The sequence below is a fragment of the Mesorhizobium sp. WSM4814 genome, from assembly GCF_055811595.1.
On the sequence record NZ_JBVVQT010000001.1, the window covers coordinates 204,020 to 222,753 of the forward strand.

Consider the following 18,734-nt stretch of genomic DNA (forward strand, 5'->3'; position numbering starts at 1 on the left):
TCCGTGGGTGATGGTGGCGAACCAGCCTGAACGAACACTGCCGATGGGACCCGCTTCCATCGAGGACCATCCGGCAGGCGACAGCCTGCCGGATGGTCACCGTGAGTTATGAACCGGCACGCCCTTCAACCTGAATCACGAGGCTCACGTCGTCGCCGATCATTCCGAGCGCGGCCTTCATGCCGAAGTCGCTGCGTTTGATCGAAGTTCGCGCACTGAAGCCGACGACGTGGCTCTTGTCCCACGGGTTCTCGCCTTCCTTGTTGAAGGTGACGTCCAGCGTGGCCGGCTTTGTCACCCCTGCGATCGTGAGATCGCCCATGATCGTTCCGGATTTGGCATCGACCGCCTTGAATTCCCGCCCGACAAAGGTGATCTGCGGGAACTCGGTTGCATTGAACCAGTCGGCGCCCTGGATGTCGCTATCGCGTTGGCTGTTGTTGGTCGAGATGCCGGCAACTTTCACTGCAACGTCGAGGCTGCTGTCAGCCGGGTGGGCGGCGTCGAACGCGAACGTGCCCGAGAACTCCTTCGCCGTTCCTATCACTTGCGAGAAGCCGAGATGGTCGATGAAGAAAGCAATGCCCGAATGCACGGGATCGATTTCGAACGTCCCGGCCGCGGCTGTTTCGGCGGCTAGCGGCAACCAGGCGATCGTGGCGGCAAGCAAGGTGGTCCGCAGTAGTTTCGACATAGGTGTAACTTCCTCCCTAAACTGGTTTCCGACAGTTCTCTTCCGGGTCATACCGGGAAGCTTGAGCCATACCGCGCGATCACAATCGCCAGGGATGCGCCGACTGGCAGCAGGCAAATCCCGACAAATGCGGCGAGGCGGACGGCTTTGTTCGTGGCGCGGATCCGGCGCAAAACCGGATCGACGACAAAGGGCGCGACAAAGACCAATGACAGCACGGCCAGCGCCGGCATGTCGGTCTTGCGCGTGATCAGCGTGACGGTCTGCGCGACCGCTATCATGCCACCTGCTCCTCCCAAGAGGGATGCGGAGCGGAATCCGAAATCCGGATTTGAGATATTGGTGGCGACAATGGCCGCTAGGGCGGCTGCGAAAAGCAGGCTGAGCTGGAAGCTCGAGGACGATGCCCCCAATAGCGCGATCGGCGCGAATCCGGCGCATGCGATGCCGAGCAAGGCGGCGTGCCTTGTGCCGGATTCGTCCTCGGCCCGGTCTGTTCCACCGGAAAGGCCATGCATCACCAGTAGGCCCCATAACGCGGCCACCGCCACTTCCGGGAGCGCATCGGGCAGCCGAGCCGCTCCTATATACGCGGCGGACGCGATCGGCTGGGCAAGGGCAAGTGCGCGACCCAGCATGCCACGGCCGACGGCCTCGGCCAGGATACCGAGCGCCGTTCCAATCGCGGCGACGAAGAAGACCTTGTTGACCGCACCTACTGGCGGGAAAGACGGCACCTTGTTGTAGGCCAGCCAGTAAGCGACGAGGAAGGAAGCGGGCACCAGGAGGTCCGTCCAGAGCTTCCCGGCGCGAAGCCAGCGCAGCAGCCCTGCTGCCACAAGCGCCAGCAAACCAGCCGTAACAATGCCGAGGATCATCGCTTCCTGTGGCGATCGCGCCAGGCCGCTCATGTCAGCTGTTCCGCAGCGCGTCGAACTGTCGGCTGCTGATATCGGCGACACTCTTGGTGGGGCGCATGTTTCCTCCTTCGGCTCGATGTTGCATCAGCCGACTCCTTCGTTCGGTATATTGACATACCGTATGTTTTTTAGATACTATATAGTATCTCAATTATTATGCGTCTGTCAATGTGCACGGCATCACGGCCGTAGAACCGAACCGCATCTCGCCAGAGACCAGTGCCTGCGCCGGAGTTTCAACGGAGGATATCGCCATGACTGACCAGGAATCTGCCGGCCTCGCCGATCTTCGGCTCGCGGGCGGGGCGCAGGGGTTCAACTGGCTTCCTGTCTTCGTCGCCGACGAACAGGGCCTTTTCGAAAAGCACGGCATCCGGATCGACTACAAGCGCATGGGCAGCGTCGAAAAGGCGACCGCGGCCGTTCTCGACGGCGAAGCGGATCTGGCGATTACGCCGCCGGAAGGCGCCGTTGCCGACTTCGTCAGGGGAGGAGAGCTGCGTATCGTGGCAGCCAACGCCGTGCGCTTGCCGATGTCGATCGTGGCGCGCCCGGGCATCGGCTCGCTTGCCGAGCTGAGGGGCAAGAAAGTCGGCACGTCCTCGCTGACGGAGGGCACCGCGATCTACACGCAGATCGTGCTGGCCGCGGCAGGGCTGCACTACCCCGGCGATTATGAGTTTGCCCTGGCCGGCATTCACACCAAGCGGTGGGAGGCGCTGCAGGCAGGCGAAATCGATTGCGCTCCGCAGCCCGCACCATGGAATTTCCTCGCGCAGGACCAGGGCTACAATCTGCTCGGGGAAGTCAGCGCCGCAATCTCCGAGATCGTCTTCACCGCTGTCATCGGCAAGGCATCCTGGCTGGCAGCGAACCGCGATCTCGTGACCCGCTTCCTCAAGGCGCTGATCGAGGCGCATTCGGTCACGAATGACGCGGCCAACCATGGCATCACCCTGCCGATCTTCCAGCGCATTACCACACCCGACAGCGAGTCCCTGGCGCGACGGGGCCTGGAATATATGCGTGGCATGGGCATGTGGCCGCAGGGCCTGGCCGTGCCAGACAAGGCGCTCAAGACGACGATCGACCTGATGGTCAGGGCGAACCTGCTCGACAAGTCGAAGTGCGATGCTGCCGAGGGCGTCTTCGACAGGCGCTATCTGGAAGGCGCCGCCTGATCACCAGCGGCCGGCGAAAATCTTTCCACCGGCAGGCGCACGATGTTGTCTTTTATCGTGCAGCCCTTGCTGATCGGATCAAGCGCGCTTTCAGGGAGGAGTAAAACGCGTGCTGCTCTTCCTCGACTCTGAAATCACCTGGCGCTTGAAAACGAGGGCGCCACGTTACTTCTTGATCAGTTTCAAACGGAGGCGCTACCATTTTGCATAGATTTGTTCGATATATCAATGATTTAAGGAGTTTTGGTAGCGGGAGAGGGACTTGAACCCCCGACCCCAGGATTATGATTCCCGTGCTCTAACCAACTGAGCTACCCCGCCAGGGCGGCGAAAGGCCCGAAATCCGCCTCAAATCAGAGGGCATGTCGAAGCGTTCGCCAAGGTCGGGCGGATATAAGGTTGGGACGCCAAGCCTGTCAAGCATCGATGCAGCCGGTGTCGATGCAGCCGGTCTGGCGCCACACTCTATCGCATCCTGTCGCGTCGCCAAGCTTCACGGTCTTGAGACGTACTTTGTGTGTCCAGGCGGACGCACCTCGCTCTGATGGCCGAAAAGCTTTGCCGGGCAGACAATCGGGCACAGAAATGCCGGGTTGAGTTCGGCGGGGCGCGCCGCTATGTCTCGGCCACGAAATTCTAGAGTTGGAATGATGAAACCGCGCATTGCAGTCCTCGGTTGCGGATACTGGGGCAGCAACCACATCCGCACCCTCAAGGCGCTCGGCGCGCTGCACGCGGTCTCGGACGTCAACCCTGCCCGCGCCGAAGGTTTCGCCAGTGAGCAGGATTGCCTGGCGATCGAGCCGGAGGCGCTGTTCGTGCGCAGCGACATCGACGCCATCGTGATGGCGCTGCCGCCGCAGTTCCACGCCGATATGGCGGTGCGCGCCGTCCAGGGCGGCAAGGACGTGCTGGTGGAGAAGCCGATCGCACTGACGGTGGCCGATGCCGAGCGTTCGGTGAAGGCGGCGGTCGACAATGGCCGCGTCTTCATGGTCGGTCATGTGCTGCGCTTTCATCCCGCCTTCGAGACGTTGAAGGCGCTGATCGACAATGGCGAGCTCGGCGAGGTCCGCTATATCCATTCGCACCGGCTCGGGCTCGGCAAATTCCACACCGAGAACGATGCGCTGTGGGACCTGGCGCCGCACGATCTGTCGATGATCCTGGCCATCACCGGCACGGAACCGATCGAGGTGCGTGGAGAAGGGGCAGCGCTCCTCGACAATCTCAGCGATTTCGCGCATCTGCACATGCGCTTTCCCAACGGTCTGCGCAGCCACCTATTCGCGTCGCGGCTCAATCCCTACCGCGAACGGCGGCTGACCGTGGTCGGCACCAAGGCGATGGCGGTGTTCGACGATGTCGAGCCGTGGGAGCGCAAGCTCGCCGTCTACCGCCACGCGGTCTGGCAAGACAGCGGCCAATGGGCCTTCACCACCAACGAGCCGTCCTATGTTGCAGTGGGCGAGGGCATGCCGCTGACGCGAGAGCTCGAGCATTTCATCCAGTGCATCGAGACGCGGGCAGAACCGCGTACCAGCGGCGAGGAAGCCATCAGGGTGCTGCGTATCCTGACCGCTGGCACGGTTGCCCACACCGGATCGTCTTCCTGAGAGAAGTGCGGCTGTATCAGAGCCTGATCGATCCCGATAGATCGGGATTATCGTCTATTCGGCGGGAATCTGCGTCGGCCGGGCCGCTAGCCGCGTCAGCATCGCCTCGGCCTCGGCACCGCGTTCGGAACGCTCGATGAAGCCGCCGCCGAAAACGCGGGCCTCGTTGCCGTCGTCGGAATAGAGCACGCAGGCCTGGCCGGGCGCGATACCGGACTCGCCGTCGACCAGTTCCACCGAAGTGATCCCGGCGTTGTGACGCAGCACGGCCGGGCGTGGCGGGCGTGTCGAGCGGACCTTGGCGAAAAGCTCCAGCCCGGTGGCCGGAATATCTGTCAGCGCAGCGTCGCCCAGCCAGTTCATGTCGCGCAAATAGATCTTGTGCGTTTCCAGCGCCTCGCGCGGGCCAACGACGACGCGGGCCCGGTCGGCGTCGAGATGGACGACGTAGAGCGGCTCGCCCGAGGCAATGCCGATGCCGCGGCGCTGACCGATCGTGTAGCGCAAAATGCCTTCATGGCGGCCGAGCACGCGGCCGTCGATATGGACGATGTCGCCCGGATTGGCAGCAGTCGGCTTCAGCTTGGCGATGATATCGGAGTACTTGCCCTGCGGCACGAAGCAGATGTCCTGGCTGTCCTGCTTGGCAGCGACCGTCAGCCCCATTTCCTCGGCGATGGCGCGAACCTGCGGCTTCGACAGGCCGCCGAGCGGAAAGCGCAGGTAGTCGATCTGCGCCTGTGTGGTGGCGAACAGGAAATAGCTCTGGTCGCGATCTGCGTCGACCGGCCGGTACAGCGCGCGATGGGCGCCGTTGGCGCCGGAGCGGATGTAATGGCCGGTGGCCAGCGCCTCGGCGCCGAGTTCCTTGGCGGTCGCCAGGAGGTCGGCGAATTTCACCGTCTGGTTGCAGGAAACGCAAGGGATCGGCGTTTCGCCGGCCACATAGCTCTCGGCGAAGGGGTCGATCACCGCCTTGCGGAAACGCTCCTCGTAATTAAGCACATAATGCGGAATGCCGAGCGTTTCGGAGACGCGGCGGGCATCGTCGATGTCCTGGCCGGCGCAGCACGAGCCGGCCCGGTGCGTTGCCGCGCCATGGTCGTAGAGCTGCAGCGTGACGCCGACGACATCATAGCCTTCATGCTTCAAAAGGCCGGCAACAACCGACGAATCGACGCCGCCCGACATGGCGACAACGATGCGGGTATCTTCGGGGCGTCCGGGAAGGTCGAGGCTGTTCATGGTTCTTTCGTTCTGCACGGCGCCTGGATGACGGCGCCTGAATGCCAATGGCCGGAATATAGGTCAAGCTTTCCGGGTGCGCCAGCTTCGCGAACCGGCCGATTTTTTGAACGGATTCGGGCGCTTGCTGGGCAGATGCCTCAAATGCCGACGAAAAGACTAACGCGGCGTTCATGATCCTTACCTAGCTATTAGGGATCGCTTAGGCAAATTTTAAAGCTGTGGCGGTAATGTGGTGGGGATTGGGTCTTTGAGTTTTTAGTAGAGAGTACGATGACCGATCTTGTTAGACCGCGCGTCAAATATGTTATCGGGCCTGACGGCAGCCCCCTTACGATTGCCGATCTGCCGCCGACGAACACACGTCGCTGGGTTATCCGGCGCAAGGCGGAAGTGGTGGCGGCTGTACGGGGCGGGCTGCTGAGTCTCGAAGAGGCATGCCAGCGCTACAAGCTGACCACCGAGGAATTCCTGTCCTGGCAGGCGTCGATCGATGAATATGGCCTTGCCGGCCTGCGCACAACGCGCATCCAGCAATATCGGCATTAGGGCTGGTTCAAGGATGTCAAAAGGCGCGGCAATCCGCGCCCTTTTTGCTTTGCCGACAGGGTTTTCTCTGCTTCAGACGGTCAGCACCACCTGCCGATCGGGCTGACAACAGGCATGAGCAGCGCCTGCTTCTTGGAGCAAGCATTTTTCGCGTCGACCTTGCCGAGTTCCGCAAGCCTGCGCGGCCGGCCCCGAGCCGAACTCGGCCGGAACCTGGTGGGCTGCTCAATCAGATAAAGTCCTGGCCGGAATCGCCTGCGCCCGACATCAGCCCAGATGCGGGCGGTCGCGGAGCATCAAGGGGATTTGGCAGCGTAGGCCTGAAACTGGCAGTTGCTCGACCAATGAGCGGCGACATTCCAGATGGGCAACGACCTGATCGCTGGGTGCTGACCGGCCTTAAAGCCTTGTTTTCAGCCGATCATGGCGCTGCGGCCGCCGGTCTCGGCGTCTCGGATCTTGGTGTCGCGTGATTCGAGCATTTCTGCTTTGGAAAGCTCCGCTTCGGCTTCGCCGAGCAGTGATTCGGCAACGCTACGCTGCTGGGCGAGGTCGCTTTGCGAATTTCTGAGATTGTCGCGGCGCAAGCGTGCTGCCTTGGCGAAGGTCGGATAGGCAAAATGGTTGATGTCGGTGATGCCGGCTTTCTTTTCTTCGGCAGTGATCTGGAGTTCCAGTTCGACAGCCATGCGCTCGAATTCGGCGATCATCATGTCGAGTTGCAGCAACTGCCGCCGCTTCTCGTTCACCTGAAACTGCTTCAGCCGAACGAGGTTTTCACGTGACTTCATGATTCGGTACTCCTGGAAACGCACACCTGCACATATCGTCTAATCCGCCTGGCAAACTCAGGCTTCGACCCGCTTCCACCGACTTTACCAGAACTATGGGAAACAAATTCCTAAAGTTTTTTGCCGGCGGTAACCATTCGTTTACGGGCATTGTTAATCATACGGCTCAGGACTTAAGGCCGGGTAAAAATTCCGGCCCCGACGCGGAAGCACGGCTAGCGAGTCCCTGGAGTCACTTAGTCTGGCTTATTAATGTTTTGCATTAGCGGTTTGGTTCTTAGATTCGCTATTAGATTCAACAAGGTGTAGAAAAGGGTTAAAAAATCTGGTACCGTCAACGGCACGGAATTAGGTTTTGTTAACCATTCGATGGCAGCCTCTGCTCAGGCAATCACTGCTCCGGTCCTGGACGGGTCGTGAAATGGTCCGGCAGCAGAAAAGGGGAATGAAATGCGTGTTCTGCTGATAGAAGATGACAGTGCGACCGCACAGAGCATCGAGCTGATGCTGAAATCGGAAAGTTTCAATGTCTATACGACCGATCTTGGCGAAGAAGGGGTCGATCTAGGTAAGCTCTACGACTACGACATCATCCTTCTCGACCTTAATCTCCCCGACATGTCGGGATACGAGGTGTTGAGAACACTTCGCCTTTCCAAAGTGAAGACGCCGATCCTTATCCTCTCCGGCATGGCCGGCATCGAGGACAAGGTACGTGGCCTCGGCTTCGGCGCAGACGACTATATGACCAAGCCGTTCCACAAGGACGAACTGGTCGCCCGCATCCACGCCATCGTGCGGCGTTCCAAGGGCCATGCCCAGTCGGTCATCACCACCGGCGACCTGGTGGTCAACCTTGATGCCAAGACCGTCGAGGTCGGTGGCCAGCGCGTGCATCTGACCGGCAAGGAATACCAGATGCTGGAGCTGCTCTCGCTGCGCAAGGGCACCACGCTCACGAAGGAAATGTTCCTCAACCACCTTTACGGCGGCATGGACGAACCGGAACTGAAGATCATCGACGTCTTTATCTGCAAGCTGCGCAAGAAGCTCGACGCTGCTTCCGGCGGCCAGAACTACATCGAGACGGTTTGGGGTCGCGGCTACGTGCTGCGCGAGCCGGAAGACATCCGCGTCAGCGCCTGAGCTGACGACGCCGATCCGATCGATTCTTCCGACAAAAATCCGGCTTCGGCCGGATTTTGCGTTTTTATGTCATGTCGCAGATATTGGAGCGCCGATTTCCGCGGCCATGCGCCAGCGGCGGCGAATCAGGCGGCAAAACTCAAGGTGCGGAAGCGCTCGAGAAGTTGCGGCCGAGTGAACGGCTTCAGCAGATAGCCTTGGGCGCCGGCGCGCTTTGCCCGCATGATCGAAGCGACGTCGACCTCAACCAGCAAAATCAGGATCTGGGGTTGTATCGGACTTTCCATGGCGCGTACGCGGCGAATGACGTCCTCGGCCTGCATGTCCGGCAAGGCGCCGTCGACAATGATGATATCCGGCATGTCGGCAGTGCACATCTCAACCGCATCAAGCCCGCTGGCAGCTTCGATGACCAGCATGTCGGAACCACCCAGGATGCGTTTTGCAACCCTCCTGATGACGCTCGAATCGTCGATGAACATGCAGCGTTTCATTTCCGGGCCCTCTTTGCCATGCGGCAATCCGGCAGCGTCGCGGTCTGGAAGGCACCGTATGGTCAATCCGGTAAAGAAGCTGAAAAGCCGATAGGTAAAATTTTTGCAAGAACAGCTTTTACGGAAACTTCTTGACCGATGCTTCGGCCGAACTAGCCTTTGGGGTTCATTTCATTCGACCGTGATGGTGCAGTAAATATTGTCTAAAAACTCTTATCTGTTCTTTTCAATCATTTCTTAGTAAATTCAAGCAGCCGAGAGAACGATTTCTTCTGCGGTCGCGTGGATCGATATTGTCATGTTCGCCTCGCGTGCCAAAAGCAGTGTGTAGTAGGGCTGCACCGAATGCGCGTCGATCGGTTCTTCAGGCTTGTTGCCGGAATGGAGCTCCAGGAATTTGGGCGGCACGCGCAGCATCGGACCGCTCGCGGCGAGCGCAAAGCGTGGTTCCGTGTCGAGCTTTTCAAGCGTGACCGTAAGCTTGCCGCCACGCGGAATGGCAGCGTTGGCGACGAGAATGAGGTTGAGCAGCAGCTTTACCTTGTTCTTGGGCAGCAGCGCACGGGGTCCATTCCAGATCAGTTCCGGCTTCTCGTTCTTCAAGAAGGCGATCGCAACGGCCTCGGCATCGCCGGTGTCGATCATCATGCCGGCAGAACCGGCTGCGCCGAAGGCGATGCGGGCGAATTGCAGGCGGGCCGAAGCGTTTCTGGCGCTCTGGCGAATCAATTTCATGGCATCTTCGTCGGCGCCGCCTTCGTCGAGCAGCTCAAGCCCGTTGTTTATGGCGCCGACCGGCGAAATGATGTCGTGGCAGACCCGGCTGCACAAAAGCGCGGCGAGATCGGGTGCGGAAAGGGTGAAAAGCTCGGCCATCGGCGAAAGTCCCTGCAAAATTTCACTGGAGATGGCCGGGCGATCAATGATCACGCCTGTCCACACGAATCACGCTCGCTCTCCCAAGGCCTACTGAATACACAGCGCCTGAGCGTGCAGCAACAAATCCGGAATTGTCGCTATCGAAAATGGTGTGTTCACGCAGGGTGCGGATACTGCGGGCCGACGCGAAATCAGCGCGAAACCAGCCTACGAACCGCCATCTTCATGTGAAAGCTTAATGGTTGAAAAAGGATTACGGCATAGTTTGTCCTTAACAGTCATCCTTAACGGCCACCAAAGAGCCGCACGGATGCGAGGCGTCGGCGAAAGTGCTCCCTGACGGAGATTGGAAGCATGTTTTCCCGATACTACGACCGGAGTTTTTTCCGTGTCTTCACAGACCGGAGCTTTCTCCGTGTCTTCTCAATGGCGATCGCTCTCATGGGCCTTGTCGTCTTTTCAACCTCGCCTTCGCGGGCCCAGGAATACACCGCTCAGGAGATCGTCGATTCCGGTCATAAATTCTTCGGTGCGACGTCGGGCGGGCTCGCCACCGTCGTGGAGAAGATTTTCTCCTCCTATGGCCTGCCCAATGGCTATTTGCTTGGGGAGGAGGGCTCGGGCGCCCTGATCGGTGGCCTGACCTATGGTGAAGGCACACTCTACACCAAGAATGCCGGCGATCACAAAGTGTTCTGGCAGGGCCCGTCGCTCGGCTGGGATTTTGGCGGCGAGGGCTCGCGGGTGATGATGCTGGTCTATAATCTCGACGATGTGAACAGCCTCTACAATCGTTTCGGCGGCCTTGCCGGCTCCGCCTACCTCGTGGCTGGCGTCGGCTTCAACGTGATGAAGAACAACAATGTGCTGCTGGTGCCGATCCGTACCGGCGTCGGAGCCCGGCTTGGCGTCAATCTCGGCTACCTCAAGCTTACCCAGCGCGCAACCTGGAATCCATTCTGAGCAAGCGGTTGCCTCGTCACCGCGATTGTTTCCAGGATCGACGGTGTGAACAATGCTGCGGCAGACCCTTGCCGCGGCACTGGAATTCCGTCATGCGAACGTGGCACAGTCCCTTACGGTTGTTTGCCGTTCATAACGGATAGTCACCTTGGTTCAGTCGGTCCTGTTCTTTGTCCTCGGCTTTCTCTGCGCCGGCTTTCTGGCGCTGATGATTGCTCCGGCCATCTGGCGGCGGGCCGTGATGCTGACCCGTAAACGCATCGAGGGCTCGATGCCGCTGACGCTGGCCGAGATCCAGGCGGAGAAGGATCGCATCCGCGCCGAGTTCGCCATGGCGACACGTCGGCTTGAGATGAGCGTCAAGGCGTTGCGCGAGAAATCGGCCGAACAGCTTGTCGAGATCGGCCGTGGCCGCGAAGCACTGAAGGAACTGGCGCTCGAGCGGAAGGACAAGGAACACGCCCTTTCCGCGCTCGAGGCCAAGGGCGAAGACCTTCGGCAGCGCAAAGACCAGTTGCAGCTTTTGTCGGATCGGCTTGCTCAAACCGAGCATGCCCTGGAAAAGCGTGTGCTCGAGCTGAAAAAACTGGAGCACATGTATGACGACGCCAGCTTTTCTTCCAGCAGCCGTCAGATCGAACTTGTGGCGCGCGAATCCGAATTGCAAAAGCTGGCCGATGATATTTCAGTGCTGCGCGGCCAGCGCAAGGAGGCCGACAGGCGCCAACAGGAGATCGCGGCCGAGAGCAAGGCCGCGCGAGACGCGTTGAAAGCCGAGAAGAAAAGGACCGGCGAACTGGACAAGAAGATCGAGCGCCTGCTCGCCACGCTTGCCGATCGCGAGGACAAGCTTGAACGCCGCGAAAAGGAAATCGCGCGGCTTCGCGAAAAGCTGAAAAGCGAAAGCGTGGAAAATGCGTCGGCAGCGGTGCGTCTCGTCGGAGCGCAAGGCGGTCAGGCCGATGTGGCCGTCAAGGGCGATATGGAAAAAGCTATCGCCAAGCTCGACAGCGACCGGGAGCAGTTGGAGGCGAGATTGACGGCACTGGCCAGCGAGAACAAGAGGCTGAAAACGGATCTTGCCGCCGACGCGGTATCCAGATCCGAAGGCGCCAGCGCTGCGTTGCGCGAGCAGATGAGCGACCTGGCGGCGCAGGTCGTAGCTCTGACGGCGAAGCTCGACGGGCCGGAATCGCCGATCGCAAAGGTTCTTGCGGCACCCAACCCACCGGGAAGCGGTGAACGCAGCCTTGCCGATCGCGTGCGGGCGCTGCAGCAGGCCGAATCGGCGCATTGAGCCCAGGCAGTGATGCTGACTTCTGCGGCTCAGGTCCTGCTTGCCGAGAAATGATGCAAGGCGATGGCTGACGCGGCGGCGACGTTCAGGCTGTCGAAGCCTTCCGTCATATCGATCCGCACCGTCCGCAGGCGGGCGAGCAGCATCTCGGGCAGGCCTTCGCCTTCAGTGCCGAGATAGAGTGCCAGCCGTTCGGTCCTTTTCGCATCGCGGATGTCGGTTTGTCCGCGCGGCGACAATGCGAATTGGCCGAAGCCCAGCCGATCGAGCGCCGCGGTAAAGCCGACGGTCTCAGCGAAGGAGGCAAAAGGAATTTTCAGCGCGGCGCCGACCGAAACGCGGATCGCCTTGCGGTACAGGGGATCGCAGCAGGTCGCGTCCAGAAACACGGCATCGGCGCCGAAGGCGGCGGCGTTGCGAAAGATCGAGCCCATATTGTCATGGTTGGCGATGCCGACCAGCACGACGATCAACGCGCGGGCGGGCAGGGCATCCAGCAAGGCCTCTGCAGGCTGCGCCTCGCCCTTGCGGCCGATCGCCAATATGCCGCGATGCATGTGAAAGCCGGCAATCCTGTCCATGACCTCGCTTGCTGCCGCGTAGACCGGAAGGTCCGCGGGCGCCTTGCGCAGGGTTGCGTCGAGGCCTGCCAGCCGGTTTTCGAGCACCAGCACCGATTCGGCGGTAAAGCGTTTGGCTGCGAGCAGCATTTCGAGCACCACCTTGCCTTCGGCAACGAAACGACCCTGCCGGCCGGCAAGATCGCGCTCGCGAATGTCGAGATAGGCGGCGACGCGCGGGTCTTGCGGGTCGTCGATACGAATGCTGCGCATGCTTGCCTCAACTGACCCGCATCGGCCCGATCATGGTGGGTTTTGCGACAGCACGACGCGTGGATCCAAAGTGTCAGAGCGTACCTTCTGCGTCCAAGTGGACGCAAGTCGCTCAAAAGCGCGTCGCGTTCGACCGACCTCAACCGACCTCTCGCGACGCGCTTTAGGTTGTTGTTTTATGCATGTCGTTATCGCAAAACCGCTGCACGGGCATGCTTTTGCGCGACATGCATCAGGAGTCGTCAGCGAGGCAAGGGGCGCTCGGACCAGTTATGCATGTTGCCGGCTTTGGGCGACATGCATTGGCCGGTCAAGTCCCGGAGCGACGCGGGCGGTATGCCATCTGCGATGGCTCACCCTCGCCGAAAATCCCGTCCAGCGTGTTGAGAAGTTCGCGCACGGCATCGGATTTGCAGGAATAGTAGATCATCTGCCGGTCGCGCCGGGTCTCGACGAGATCGAGCGCCCGCAGTTTGGCTAGATGCTGTGACAGGGCGGATTGGCTGAGCAGAACCTTTTCGGCAATAGCGCCGACCGACATTTCACCGTCGGCCAGGTAGATCATGATCAACAGTCGTTTCTCGTTGCCCATCAGCGTCAGAAACGAAGCCGCTGATTCGGCATTGGCGATTAGCTTTTTCGAGACCATCGATCCCCCATACCTTCCTGCTCCTCCGGCGCTATGGGGGCAATAGCGTCTGATTCCATAGGCTCACTTGCGAATGTGCGCTGGCGATTCAACGCTACCGGGAAAGCGTAGAACATCTCGCACAAACCTCAAGACTTGCTTTCGACCCGACGCGATTAACTGTCGGACTGTGTTTAATCCGCCACTCGGCCGGTTTTTGCCATGTCGACCAGAACATGCCTGAGCTCGCGCGCGGTCCTCAATGGCTCGGGAAAGAACACCCGGCAGATATCGTCGCCCAATGCCAGGTCCATGCCGTCGGCGTCAAAGCCGGTGACGACCCAGCCGTCGCCCGCCGCCTTGGCGAAGTGGCGCGCGTAGACGGCAATTGCGTCGCTATGGTCGGCATTCATATGGTCGAGGGCGGATTGTTCGCCAGCGGCAAGCTCTTCGACGATCGGCGCGGTCGTGACCAGATCGGCGCGTTCGAGCAGGTAGGCCTTGCCAAAGCCGCCGTTGAGACTGGCGCGCTCCAGCTCAAGGCGGAAGATCGAGAAGTCGCCAAGACCGGCATAGAGCTTCGCCTTGGGGTTGCGGTTGAGATAGCGCCGTTCGGCGCGGGCGTGCTCGTCGGATCCAGGCTCAAGCCGTGCCGCCCGACTGACGAGCGTCAACCGTGGGTGCGCCAGCGGGTCGCCCTTGCCGGGCTCGCCGACAAGCAGCGAACAGCGCGGGTCGGAAAGGATCGCGCCGGTATGGGCGGACAGCATCGATACAAGGATCAGCGGCGTGCCGTCGATATCGGTGGCGACACCAACCCTGCTGGCCAGCGGCGAACCGGTCCCGGGCTCGATCACCGCCAGCGCGCCGAAACGGGCACTGCGGATCAGCGTCTTCGCCAGCCTGATCGCTTCGGCGTCGGTCTCGCGGATCACGTCCTTCTTTCGATCGTTCAAATCCACACCGTCTTAAGCTGATCTTTGCTCTCCAGTTATCAACCTATCACACCGGATTTGACAAGGGCCCCAGATTTGAAAAGGGCCCCAGATTTGAAAAGGGCCTCAGTCTCGCTTTCCGAAAGGCCGAAGCGTGCCAGCACCGTCACCGCCTGACAATCGTGATCGGCCGGCATGGCGGCAAGCGTCGGCCGGGAGCGCGAAAAGCGAAAAGCGCGGCGCCGGGGCGGGGCGCTCAAGCGCACCCGACTTCAAGAAGGCGTTGCGAGCGCGATTGTGCGGATGATCCCTGGCTTCCCGCAGCGACAAGACCGGTGCGACGCAAGCATCGGTTGCAGCAAAGAGACGGTCCCAGTCGTCCCGTGATTTCTGCCCGACCCGATCGACAATGGCGGCCCGCATCTGCGGCCACAAAGTCCTGTCGTATTGGCCGCGTACAAAAATCTGGTCGAGCGGCAGCAGTCTTGCAAATTCGGCGAAGAACCGGGGCTCAAGGCAGCCGACGGCGAGGTGCCGTGCGTCCGCGGTCTCATAGGTGTCGTAAAAGGGCGGCCGGAATCGAGCAGGTTCGCGCCACGCGTGTCACTCCACAGGCCCGCCGCCATCAGGGCGTGCACAGGTGTCGCCAGCATTGAAGCGCCCTCGGTCATCGCGGCGTCGATCACTTGACCCTTGCCGGAGCGCGAGCGCTCAAACAGGGCGGCCAGTACGCCGGCGACCAGCATCATGGCGCCGCCGCCGTAGTCGGCGACAAGGTTGAGCGGTGGGACCGGCCGGCCGCCTTGCTGGCCGATGGCATGCAGCACACCCGAATAGGCGAGGTAGGTGATGTCGTGGCCGGCACGTCCCGATAGCGGACCGTCCTGGCCGAACCCCGTCATGCGGCCGTAGATCAGGGCTGGATTGCGCGCCAGTACCGCATCCGGCCCGAGACCAAGCCGCTCCATGACATCGGGACGAAACCCTTCGACCAGCATGTCGGCCTTTTCGGCAAGGCGCAGCACCAGTTCGGCGCCTTCCCAGCGCTTCAGGTCAATCCGCAGGATGGAGCGGCCGTGACAGTCGATGTCGTATTCGTCCGGCAGCGCCAGAAATGGCTGGCTCGACCCAGCCCGCTCGATGCGCAGCACCTCGGCGCCCATCTCCGACAGCATCAGCCCGGCCAGCGGCACCGGTCCAAGCCCGGCCATCTCGATCACAGTCAGGCCGGCGAGCGGGCCGGTCTTCGCCTGAAGGGCGACTTCGGCACTCATGGTCGGCTACTTCGGCGCCATGCGGATGGCGCCATCGAGGCGGATGGTCTCGCCGTTGAGCATCTGATTTTCGATGATATGCAGCACAAGGGCTGCATATTCGGAAGGTTCGCCGAGACGGGACGGGAAGGGCACCGCAGCGCCGAGCGTATCCTGCACCTCTTGCGGCATGCCGGCCATCATCGGCGTCTTGAAGATGCCGGGCGCGATGGTGCAGACGCGAATGCCCGACCGGGCAAGGTCGCGCGCCACCGGCAGCGTCATGCCGACGACACCGCCTTTGGAGGCTGAATAGGCCGCCTGGCCGATTTGACCGTCAAAGGCGGCGACCGATGCCGTGTTGACGATGACGCCGCGCTCGCCGCCGTCCAGCGGCTCAAGCTTCGCGGCCTGGTCGGCGACGAGGCGGATCATGTTGAAGGTGCCGATCAAATTGACCTCGATCACCTTGCGGTATTGGTCGAGCGGGTGCGGACCGTCCTTGCCGATCGTCTTCATGCCGATGGCGATGCCGGCGCAATTGACCAGGATACGGGGTTCGCCGAACTTTTTTACCACTTCCGCCACTGAAGCAGCACCGCCATCGGCGCTGCTTACGTCGCAGTGGATGGCGATGCCGCCGATATCGGCCGCAATCTTCGCCGCGCGCTCGATGCCGAGGTCGAGGATGGCAACGCCGGCACCCTTTGCGGCCAGTGCACGTGCCGTCGCCTCGCCGAGGCCGGAGCCGCCGCCGGTGACGATCGCAATCTGGCCGTTTGGGTTCATGTCGGCGTCCTCCATCCAAGCTGTGTTGATATTCAGGTGAGGCCGGCCTACAAACAGTGGTCTCCTGCGCTTCCGGTGCTCACGTACCCAAAAGTACGCTCCGCTCCGGTTCTCGAATACCACCGTTTTCGGCTCGGCCTGACCTGAATCTCAACACACCTTAGTCGGGCACATGCTACGAAGCCCGACAGGACTGCGCAACAGCATCCGGATGGTCACGCCATCGCGGCGATTTGCGCGGCAATCCTTGCCTGATCGGCGTGGCAAACCTCTCCCACCAGCCGTGCCATCGCGCCCGGCACGATCTCATGCGACAACAGCCGGTCAGGATCGACCGGGCGCGGCATGGAGATTTGCCCACGCGGGATTCTCTTGAAGCCGAGCGGGCCGTAATAGGGCTCGTCGCCGACAAGCATCACCGCCGGCATGCCGGCCTTGGCGGTGGCCTCCAGCGCGATCGCCACCAGCCGGCGGCCAATGCCGAGATTCTTGTACGCCGGCCGCGCTGCGCGTCATGCGCACAGAGGCGACAACGATATCGCCATCAACGGCCACGAAGGACAGAGCGCGTTCATGCGGGCCGCCCTCACGGATCTTGTAGGCGCCCAGCACGAAACGGCCCGGCCCGAAGGCTTCGTCGTTGATGGCTTCGATTTCGGGGTCATGCGCCGGAGTTTCCGGCAGGTATTTCACGTCGGCAAGGCTCATGGTCTTTGCGTTCCGGTAGACGGAGAAAGGTTTGCTGCAAACGGCAGCGTTCGCCAGTCAGCGCTTCATCAAGCGCGGGCGCCCTTTCGTCGTCGGTCGAACCGGATCAAAGCAAAGTCAAACATGCGGATTTTCCGCTAGCATCAATCTTCAGCCACCGCAATCGGCCGTTTGCTGCCGCCATTCGTTTGCCGCCTTCGTTTGCCGCCATTCGTCTGCCGCACCGGGCGATTGACGAACTGTTCAACGCCTGGCGATTTTCGCATCGTCGGTTTGTGCCTAAATCCCTACGAAGAGGAAAGGACACCACATGGGATTGCTGGTCGACGGCAAATGGCAGGACAGCGGCTACGACACCAGGGCGAGCGACGGCGAATTCGTGCGGGCGCAGTCGCAATGGCGCGACTGGGTCACGGTTGACGGCAGGCCGGCCGAAGGCCGCACGCGCGGCTTCAAGGCCGAGCCGGGGCGCTACCATCTCTATGTCTCGCTTGCCTGTCCCTGGGCACACCGGACGCTGATCTTTCGGGCACTGAAAAAGCTCGAGGACGTGATTTCCGTCTCGGTCGTCCATCATTTCATGGGCGCCAACGGCTGGACCTTCCTGGCCGAGGACGGCGCCACCGGCGATATGCTCTACGGCCTCGACTTCCTGCATCAAATCTACACCAAGGCCGATCCCGCCTATTCCGGCCGCGTGACGGTGCCGGTTCTGTGGGACAGGCGAGAACAGACAATCGTCTGCAACGAGTCCTCCGAGATCATTCGGATGCTCAATTCAGCCTTCGACGAATGGGGCGATGCCGGCCTCGATTTCTATCCGAAAGCACTGCGCGGCGAAATCGACGCGGTCAACGCTCTGGTCTATCCCTCGGTCAACAACGGCGTCTATCGCGCCGGCTTCGCCGCCACGCAAGCGGCCTATGAGAAAGCGTTTGGCGAACTGTTCTCGGCGCTCGACCAGCTCGAGGATCGCCTATCTCGCCAGCGTTATCTCGTCGGTGACCGCATCACCGAGTCCGATTGGCGGCTGTTCACCACGCTGGTCCGCTTCGACCCGGTCTATGTCGGCCATTTCAAGTGCAACCTGCGCCGCATCGCCGACTATCCGAACCTGTCGAACTATCTGCGCGACCTCTATCAGGTCCCGGGCGTCGCCGGCACGGTGAGCCTGCACCACATCAAGACGCACTATTACGGCAGCCACGCAACGATCAACCCGACGCACATCGTGCCGGTCGGGCCGGAACTGGACTACGCGGCGCCGCATGATCGGGCGCGGTTCAGGAAGGCAGCGTGATCTACCAGTAGGGCGATGCCGCGGCGCCGCTGAAATTCTCGGCAACCCGCCGCAACGTGGCCGGCGTGGTTGCTTCCGGCAGGCGGTCGAGCGGAAAGAAGCCGGCTGCGGCGATCTCGCGGTCCGGCAGCTTCGGCGCCGTCTGGTTGAACTGCTCGACCAAATATAGGCCGACATGGTCGCGGCGGCTGGCCCGACGGTTGAAATGCATCGATTTCAGCACCGGCGGCGCGGTCAATGCAATATTGCCCTCCTCGGAGAGCTCGCGCGCCAACGCCTCGATCATCGTCTCGCCCAGCTCGACGCCTCCGCCGGGAAGCTGCCAGCCCGGTACATAGGTATGGCGAATGAGGAAGACGGAATTGGACCTGCGATCGTGGATCAAACCACGCACCCCAAGCGTCATCGGCCGCCGCAGCACGAAGTACAGATGAAACAGCCTTGCCCTGAGACCCGGCCAGCCGGTCTGGCGGAAAGCTTGCTCCGGATCGGGCCGCATCATCACCCACGAAA

General features: G+C 61.3%; 18 protein-coding genes, 1 tRNA gene and 3 pseudogenes. 7 read left to right on the plus strand and 15 right to left on the minus strand.

The features are described from left to right. Window positions 1–106: 106 nt before the first annotated feature. Both AC0L2V_RS00855 and AC0L2V_RS00860 read right to left on the minus strand, forming a co-directional pair. Window positions 107–694, minus strand: coding sequence for a YceI family protein (locus AC0L2V_RS00855; protein ID WP_473519161.1), 588 nt, complete (start codon window positions 692–694; stop codon window positions 107–109). A 47-nt stretch (window positions 695–741) separates the two neighbouring features. Then, a complete protein-coding gene (locus AC0L2V_RS00860) occupies window positions 742–1,605 on the minus strand; it encodes a hypothetical protein (protein WP_473508226.1) in 864 nt (287 codons plus the stop codon). A gap of 263 nt (window positions 1,606–1,868) precedes the next feature. Here AC0L2V_RS00860 and AC0L2V_RS00865 point away from each other — a divergent pair, with 263 nt between their 5' ends. Continuing rightward, window positions 1,869–2,795 (plus strand): ABC transporter substrate-binding protein, encoded by a 927-nt coding sequence (locus AC0L2V_RS00865; protein ID WP_473508227.1) that lies wholly within the window; start codon window positions 1,869–1,871, stop codon window positions 2,793–2,795. A gap of 244 nt (window positions 2,796–3,039) precedes the next feature. Here the strand turns inward: AC0L2V_RS00865 and AC0L2V_RS00870 are convergent. Beyond that, window positions 3,040–3,116: transfer RNA gene (locus tag AC0L2V_RS00870), tRNA-Met, on the minus strand. 329 nt (window positions 3,117–3,445) lie between these two features. On the opposite strand from AC0L2V_RS00870, the gene AC0L2V_RS00875 reads away from it, so the two are divergent. Then, the gene (locus tag AC0L2V_RS00875; RefSeq protein ID WP_023797942.1) at window positions 3,446–4,411 is read left to right on the plus strand and encodes a Gfo/Idh/MocA family protein; all 966 of its coding nucleotides are present in this window, start codon (window positions 3,446–3,448) and stop codon (window positions 4,409–4,411) included. Window positions 4,412–4,465: 54 nt separating this feature from the next. Here AC0L2V_RS00875 and mnmA read toward each other — a convergent pair whose 3' ends face one another. Further along, complete coding sequence (mnmA, locus tag AC0L2V_RS00880; RefSeq protein WP_473508228.1) at window positions 4,466–5,656, minus strand: tRNA 2-thiouridine(34) synthase MnmA; 1,191 nt, start codon at window positions 5,654–5,656, stop codon at window positions 4,466–4,468. A gap of 273 nt (window positions 5,657–5,929) precedes the next feature. On the opposite strand from mnmA, the gene sciP reads away from it, so the two are divergent. Further along, window positions 5,930–6,205 carry a CtrA inhibitor SciP gene (gene sciP / locus AC0L2V_RS00885; RefSeq protein WP_006203587.1) on the plus strand — a complete coding sequence of 92 codons (276 nt, stop codon included), beginning with the start codon at window positions 5,930–5,932 and terminating at the stop codon, window positions 6,203–6,205. 413 nt (window positions 6,206–6,618) lie between these two features. Here sciP and AC0L2V_RS00890 read toward each other — a convergent pair whose 3' ends face one another. Further along, window positions 6,619–6,996: a flagellar export protein FliJ gene (locus tag AC0L2V_RS00890; RefSeq protein WP_029349790.1), complete on the minus strand. Its 378-nt coding sequence runs from the start codon at window positions 6,994–6,996 to the stop codon at window positions 6,619–6,621. A gap of 450 nt (window positions 6,997–7,446) precedes the next feature. On the opposite strand from AC0L2V_RS00890, the gene ctrA reads away from it, so the two are divergent. After that, a complete protein-coding gene (gene ctrA / locus AC0L2V_RS00895; protein ID WP_006203583.1) occupies window positions 7,447–8,142 on the plus strand; it encodes a response regulator transcription factor CtrA in 696 nt (231 codons plus the stop codon). A gap of 125 nt (window positions 8,143–8,267) precedes the next feature. On the opposite strand, the gene AC0L2V_RS00900 is transcribed toward ctrA, so the two are convergent. Together AC0L2V_RS00900 and chpT are read right to left on the minus strand one after the other, a co-directional pair. Next, window positions 8,268–8,636, minus strand: a complete 369-nt coding sequence (locus AC0L2V_RS00900; RefSeq protein ID WP_473508229.1) for a response regulator — start codon at window positions 8,634–8,636, stop codon at window positions 8,268–8,270. A 246-nt stretch (window positions 8,637–8,882) separates the two neighbouring features. After that, window positions 8,883–9,512 (minus strand): histidine phosphotransferase ChpT, encoded by a 630-nt coding sequence (gene chpT, locus AC0L2V_RS00905; protein ID WP_091594641.1) that lies wholly within the window; start codon window positions 9,510–9,512, stop codon window positions 8,883–8,885. A 357-nt stretch (window positions 9,513–9,869) separates the two neighbouring features. On the opposite strand from chpT, the gene AC0L2V_RS00910 reads away from it, so the two are divergent. Next, window positions 9,870–10,478 (plus strand): DUF1134 domain-containing protein, encoded by a 609-nt coding sequence (locus AC0L2V_RS00910; protein WP_023797936.1) that lies wholly within the window; start codon window positions 9,870–9,872, stop codon window positions 10,476–10,478. A gap of 148 nt (window positions 10,479–10,626) precedes the next feature. Beyond that, complete coding sequence (locus tag AC0L2V_RS00915) at window positions 10,627–11,775, plus strand: coiled-coil domain-containing protein (RefSeq protein ID WP_473508230.1); 1,149 nt, start codon at window positions 10,627–10,629, stop codon at window positions 11,773–11,775. 29 nt (window positions 11,776–11,804) lie between these two features. Here AC0L2V_RS00915 and AC0L2V_RS00920 read toward each other — a convergent pair whose 3' ends face one another. The 7 genes and pseudogenes from AC0L2V_RS00920 to AC0L2V_RS00950 form a co-directional block, all read right to left on the minus strand. Further along, the gene (locus tag AC0L2V_RS00920) at window positions 11,805–12,608 is read right to left on the minus strand and encodes a TrmH family RNA methyltransferase (RefSeq protein WP_091594637.1); all 804 of its coding nucleotides are present in this window, start codon (window positions 12,606–12,608) and stop codon (window positions 11,805–11,807) included. A 310-nt stretch (window positions 12,609–12,918) separates the two neighbouring features. Beyond that, a complete protein-coding gene (locus AC0L2V_RS00925; RefSeq protein WP_091594634.1) occupies window positions 12,919–13,257 on the minus strand; it encodes an ArsR/SmtB family transcription factor in 339 nt (112 codons plus the stop codon). Window positions 13,258–13,430: 173 nt separating this feature from the next. Further along, window positions 13,431–14,192 carry a HugZ family pyridoxamine 5'-phosphate oxidase gene (locus AC0L2V_RS00930; RefSeq protein WP_473519162.1) on the minus strand — a complete coding sequence of 254 codons (762 nt, stop codon included), beginning with the start codon at window positions 14,190–14,192 and terminating at the stop codon, window positions 13,431–13,433. 105 nt (window positions 14,193–14,297) lie between these two features. Further along, a pseudogene (locus AC0L2V_RS00935) lies at window positions 14,298–14,681 on the minus strand (CoA transferase); the annotation flags it as partial. A 134-nt stretch (window positions 14,682–14,815) separates the two neighbouring features. Then, window positions 14,816–15,445: pseudogene (locus AC0L2V_RS00940) on the minus strand (CaiB/BaiF CoA transferase family protein); the annotation flags it as partial. Window positions 15,446–15,451: 6 nt separating this feature from the next. Continuing rightward, entirely contained in the window at window positions 15,452–16,213 is a 762-nt protein-coding gene (locus AC0L2V_RS00945) for a 3-hydroxyacyl-CoA dehydrogenase (RefSeq protein WP_473519163.1), read from the minus strand. Window positions 16,214–16,428: 215 nt separating this feature from the next. Further along, window positions 16,429–16,921, minus strand: a pseudogene (locus tag AC0L2V_RS00950) (GNAT family N-acetyltransferase). Between the two features lie 310 nt (window positions 16,922–17,231). Between AC0L2V_RS00950 and AC0L2V_RS00955 the strand changes: the two are divergent. Next, window positions 17,232–18,221: a glutathione S-transferase family protein gene (locus AC0L2V_RS00955; RefSeq protein ID WP_473519164.1), complete on the plus strand. Its 990-nt coding sequence runs from the start codon at window positions 17,232–17,234 to the stop codon at window positions 18,219–18,221. 1 nt (window position 18,222) lies between these two features. On the opposite strand, the gene AC0L2V_RS00960 is transcribed toward AC0L2V_RS00955, so the two are convergent. Then, window positions 18,223–18,723, minus strand: coding sequence for an NUDIX domain-containing protein (locus AC0L2V_RS00960; protein WP_128174317.1), 501 nt, complete (start codon window positions 18,721–18,723; stop codon window positions 18,223–18,225). Between the last annotated feature and the right edge of the window lie 11 nt (window positions 18,724–18,734).

Excerpts from the sequence above, each read along its gene's own strand:
- AC0L2V_RS00960 (WP_128174317.1), bottom strand. The coding sequence starts at position 18,723 with ATGATGCGGCCCGATCCGGAGCAAGCTTTCCGCCAGACCGGCTGGCCG.
- chpT (WP_091594641.1), bottom strand. The coding sequence starts at position 9,512 with ATGGCCGAGCTTTTCACCCTTTCCGCACCCGATCTCGCCGCGCTTTTG.
- sciP (WP_006203587.1), top strand. The coding sequence starts at position 5,930 with ATGACCGATCTTGTTAGACCGCGCGTCAAATATGTTATCGGGCCTGAC.
- AC0L2V_RS00910 (WP_023797936.1), top strand. The coding sequence starts at position 9,870 with ATGTTTTCCCGATACTACGACCGGAGTTTTTTCCGTGTCTTCACAGAC.
- AC0L2V_RS00955 (WP_473519164.1), top strand. The coding sequence starts at position 17,232 with ATGGGATTGCTGGTCGACGGCAAATGGCAGGACAGCGGCTACGACACC.
- AC0L2V_RS00925 (WP_091594634.1), bottom strand. The coding sequence starts at position 13,257 with ATGGTCTCGAAAAAGCTAATCGCCAATGCCGAATCAGCGGCTTCGTTT.
- AC0L2V_RS00920 (WP_091594637.1), bottom strand. The coding sequence starts at position 12,608 with ATGCGCAGCATTCGTATCGACGACCCGCAAGACCCGCGCGTCGCCGCC.
- mnmA (WP_473508228.1), bottom strand. The coding sequence starts at position 5,656 with ATGAACAGCCTCGACCTTCCCGGACGCCCCGAAGATACCCGCATCGTT.
- ctrA (WP_006203583.1), top strand. The coding sequence starts at position 7,447 with ATGCGTGTTCTGCTGATAGAAGATGACAGTGCGACCGCACAGAGCATC.
- AC0L2V_RS00890 (WP_029349790.1), bottom strand. The coding sequence starts at position 6,996 with ATGAAGTCACGTGAAAACCTCGTTCGGCTGAAGCAGTTTCAGGTGAAC.
- AC0L2V_RS00900 (WP_473508229.1), bottom strand. The coding sequence starts at position 8,636 with ATGAAACGCTGCATGTTCATCGACGATTCGAGCGTCATCAGGAGGGTT.
- AC0L2V_RS00865 (WP_473508227.1), top strand. The coding sequence starts at position 1,869 with ATGACTGACCAGGAATCTGCCGGCCTCGCCGATCTTCGGCTCGCGGGC.
- AC0L2V_RS00855 (WP_473519161.1), bottom strand. The coding sequence starts at position 694 with ATGTCGAAACTACTGCGGACCACCTTGCTTGCCGCCACGATCGCCTGG.
- AC0L2V_RS00860 (WP_473508226.1), bottom strand. The coding sequence starts at position 1,605 with ATGAGCGGCCTGGCGCGATCGCCACAGGAAGCGATGATCCTCGGCATT.
- AC0L2V_RS00945 (WP_473519163.1), bottom strand. The coding sequence starts at position 16,213 with ATGAACCCAAACGGCCAGATTGCGATCGTCACCGGCGGCGGCTCCGGC.
- AC0L2V_RS00875 (WP_023797942.1), top strand. The coding sequence starts at position 3,446 with ATGAAACCGCGCATTGCAGTCCTCGGTTGCGGATACTGGGGCAGCAAC.